This window comes from Stenotrophomonas sp. 2YAF22 (assembly GCF_052114665.1).
Classification (GTDB): domain Bacteria; phylum Pseudomonadota; class Gammaproteobacteria; order Xanthomonadales; family Xanthomonadaceae; genus Stenotrophomonas; species Stenotrophomonas indicatrix.
In genome coordinates, this window is the sequence record NZ_JBFRFE010000413.1 from 1 (window position 1) to 3,949 (window position 3,949).

At 66.8% G+C, this 3,949-nt stretch carries 3 protein-coding genes; 2 read left to right on the forward strand and 1 reads right to left on the reverse strand.

The genetic code is table 11. The annotated features are described in order from the left end of the window. Positions 1–83 precede the first annotated feature (83 nt). On the reverse strand, positions 84–713 hold the full coding sequence (locus tag AB4Y84_RS15540; protein ID WP_279208871.1) for an OmpW/AlkL family protein: 630 nt from the start codon (positions 711–713) through the stop codon (positions 84–86). A gap of 193 nt (positions 714–906) precedes the next feature. Here AB4Y84_RS15540 and gap point away from each other — a divergent pair, with 193 nt between their 5' ends. Next, on the forward strand, positions 907–1,911 hold the full coding sequence (gene gap, locus AB4Y84_RS15545) for a type I glyceraldehyde-3-phosphate dehydrogenase (protein ID WP_025874252.1): 1,005 nt from the start codon (positions 907–909) through the stop codon (positions 1,909–1,911). Positions 1,912–2,038: 127 nt separating this feature from the next. Then, on the forward strand, positions 2,039–3,949 hold a 1,911-nt coding region (locus tag AB4Y84_RS15550), incomplete at its 3' end, for a DUF2339 domain-containing protein (protein WP_442250396.1).

Sequence of the window (3,949 nt, forward strand, 5' to 3'; positions counted from 1 at the left end):
GGCACACACATACCGGGGCAACATGCTGCGAGGGTTTTGCCTGTAGCGGGGGAGCGGGGGCGAAGCCCCCGCCAAACAACCCCTTAGAACTTGAAGACGTAGGACGCGCCGTAGACCAGCGGATCGATGTTGACCGTGCCGATCTTCTCGCCGTCCAGCTTCACCTTGCTGTCGATGTCGATCCAGCGCATGTCCACGCGCAGTGCGCCCTTCTCGCCAATCGCGAAGTCGATGCCCGCATGCGCGGCCAGGCCCCAAGAATCCTGCAGCTTCAGCTTGCTGTTGGCCAGCGCACCGGTGGTGTCTTCGCTGAAGAACGTCGTGTAGTTCAGGCCGGCGCCCACGAACGGCGACACCTTGCCCTTGCTGTTGAAGTGGTACTGCAGGGTGACCACCGGCGGCAGCTGCTTGGTGCTGCCCACGCGGCCGAGGCCGTTGATGTTGATGTCGTGCTTGAACGGCAGCGCCGCCAGCACTTCGATGCCCAGGTTGTCGGCGATGAAGTACTCACCGGTGATGGTCGGCTTGACGTCGTTGTCGACGTCGACCTTCAGGGTGCCACCGGCCAGCCAGCCGTTGTTCGACTTCGGCGCGACCTGGTGCACGCCAGCGGAAAGGGTCCAGTCGCCCTTGGACTGGGCCATGGCCGGGGCAGCGGCCAACGACAGGGCGGCGGCCAGGCTGGCCACGATCAGGGGGGAGGTCTTGCGCATGGGGGTGATCTCGTTGCTGGGTGGATGTGGCCAGTCTCGGCCTCACGCCGCGCTAACGCTTTGATCCGGATCAAATCCTGTCCGGCCCCCGTCCCGGCGGCGGGCTTGGCCGGCGGTGGTCAAGGCCGGCCTGCTAGACTTGTGGGCCCTATCCACCCCGCCGCACCTGTCGCGGCTGCAGGAGCTTGAGAACATGGCAATCAAGGTTGGTATCAACGGTTTCGGTCGCATCGGGCGTAACGTCCTGCGCTCGGCGGTGCTGAACTTCGGCGACGACATCGAAATCGTGGCCATCAACGATCTGCTGGAGCCGGATTACCTGGCCTACATGCTCAAGTACGACTCCGTGCACGGCCGTTTCAAGGCCGACGTAGCCGTCGATGGCAAGGATCTGCTGGTCAACGGCAAGAAGATCCGCCTGACCCAGGAACGCGATCCGTCCAACCTGAAGTGGGACGAAGTCGGCGTCGACGTCGTGCTCGAAGCCACCGGCCTGTTCCTGGACAAGGTCAGCGCGCAGAAGCACATCGATGCCGGCGCCAAGAAGGTCATCCTGTCGGCACCGTCGAAGGACGACACGCCGATGTTCGTGTTCGGCGTGAACGACAAGACCTACGCTGGCCAGGCGATCATCTCCAACGCCTCGTGCACCACCAACTGCCTGGCGCCGCTGGCCAAGGTCATCAATGACAAGTGGGGCATCAAGCGCGGCCTGATGACCACCGTGCATGCGGCCACCGCCACGCAGAAGACCGTCGATGGCCCGTCCAACAAGGACTGGCGCGGCGGCCGCGGCATCCTGGAGAACATCATTCCGTCCTCCACCGGTGCCGCCAAGGCCGTCGGCGTGGTCATCCCGGAACTGAACAAGAAGCTGACCGGCATGAGCTTCCGCGTGCCGACCTCGGACGTGTCGGTGGTCGACCTGACCGTCGAGCTGGAAAAGGAAGCCACCTACGCCGAGATCTGCGCCGAAGTGAAGGCACAGAGCGAAGGCGCGCTGAAGGGCATCCTCGGTTACACCGAAGACAAGGTCGTGGCCACCGATTTCCGCGGTGAAACCCACACCTCGGTGTTCGACGCCGACGCCGGCATCGCCCTGGACGGCACCTTCGTCAAGCTCGTGTCGTGGTACGACAACGAGTGGGGCTATTCCAACAAGTGCCTGGAAATGGCCAAGGTCGTCGCAGCCAAGTAAGGCCTGCGAAGATCGTCGCGCGAACCCCGGCCTGGCCGGGGTTCGTCGTTTAAGGGGCCCGGCCTGACGTAGCATGGGCCCGTCGACCGCCGCCATCGTGGCGCGGGATCGCATTGGAAGGCGAGGAATGGAAGCACTCTTGGTCCTGGCAGTACTGGTCCTGCTGGCGATACCGCTGCTGCTGGTGGTGGCGCTGGTGATGATTGCCGGCCTGCGCCGGCGGGTCGCCGCGCTGGAGGCCGCACAGAGCGTGCAGGCCGCGCCCACTTCGGCAGAGACGCTTGGCCGTGCGCCCACGGCAGTGGCCGCGCCGCCGCGCGCGCCTGCGGCATCGCGCGAACCCGGCAGCGAGCCCTCGTTCCTGCGGCCCACGGCGGCCACGGCCCCGCCTCCGGTTGCCGCCCGCGAGGAGCTGCCGCCACCGGTCCAACCCGCGCGTCCGTCGCCGCCACCGCCGTTGCCACCTGAGCCCACATTGCCGCCCTTGCCAGCGGAACCGGCCCTGCCGAACCTGGTCGAGCGCGCGATCGGTGCGGTCAAACACTGGTTCACCCAGGGCAATGTGCCGGTGAAGATCGGCATGCTGGTGCTGTTGGCCGGCGTTGCTGCGCTGCTCAAGTACGTCAGCGACCAAGGCTGGCTGGTGGTGCCGGTCGAGCTGCGGCTGGCGGGCATCACCGTCGGTGCGCTGGGCCTGCTGGCCTTCGGCTGGCACCAGCGCGAGCGCCGGCGGATGTTCGCGCTGGCCCTGCAGGGGGGCGCCATCGGCGTACTGCTGCTGACCATCTTCGCTGCCTTCAAGCGTTTCGATCTGCTCGCGCCCGGCTTCGCTTTTGCCAGCTCGATCGCGCTGGTGGCGGGGCTGTGCGTGCTGGCGGTCGTGCAGAACTCGCGCACGTTGGCAGTGCTGGGCATCCTGGCCGGCTTCATGGCGCCGCTGTGGCTGTCCACCGGCAGTGGCAACCACGTCGGGCTGTTCAGCTACTACGCCGTGCTCAACGCGGGCATTTTCGCCATTGCCTGGTATCGCCCGTGGCGTGTGCTGAACCTGATGGGTTTCGCGTTCACCTTCGGCATCGGCACCTTCTGGGGCGTGCTGCAGTACGACGCGGCCAAGTTCGCCAGTACCGAACCGTTCCTGCTGCTGTTCTTCGTCTTCTATCTGCTGATTCCGTTGTTGTATGCGCGCCGGCAGCCGGCCGGGCGTCGCGATCTGGTCGACGGCAGCCTGGTGTTCGGCACGCCGCTGATTGCCTTCTCGCTGCAGGCCGGCATGCTGCACGAACAGCCGATGACGCTGGCCCTGTGTGCGCTGGGCCTGGCAGCGATCTATGCGCTGCTGGCACGGGCCCTGATCGCGCGCGCGTCGTACACGGTGCTGGCGCAGTCGCATGCGGTACTGGCGGTGGGCTTTGCGACGCTGGCGGTGCCGTTGGCATTCTCGGCGCGGGCCACCGGTGCGGTATTCGCGCTGGAAGGCGCCGGCCTGGCGTGGCTGGGGTTGCGCCAGAAGCGCTGGTTGCCGCAGGTGACCGGTGCGCTGCTGCAGCTCGCCGCCGCATTCGCATTCGTGGTGGGCGCCGACCATTGGCACCAGGACCAGCGTTTCCTGCTCAACCCGACCGCGATCGGCGCACTGCTGCTGGCCGTGGCGGGTTTCGCGGCGGCGTGGAGCTATCAGCGAAGGCAGCGCCATGACATCGCCCTGGCGTACTACCTGTGGGGCCTGCTGTGGTGGTTGGGTGGTGTCGCCCATGAGATCGGCCGCTTCTTCCAGCATTCGGCGCAGGCCGATGCTGTGTTGGTGCTGGCCGCCGTCACCGCCTGGCTGGCCTCGGAGGTGCAGCGCCGCATGCCGGCGCGTGCGCTGGGCGTGACCGCGCTGGTGATGCTGGCAGCGGGCTTCCCGTTGGCGCTGCTGCAGAGCGATGCACACCAGCAGCCGTTTGCCGGCTATGGCGCATTGGCATGGGCAGTGTTCGCCGTGCTCGGCGTGCGCAGCCTGCTGTGCCTGCGCCAGGGCAATGGTGGCGTGGCC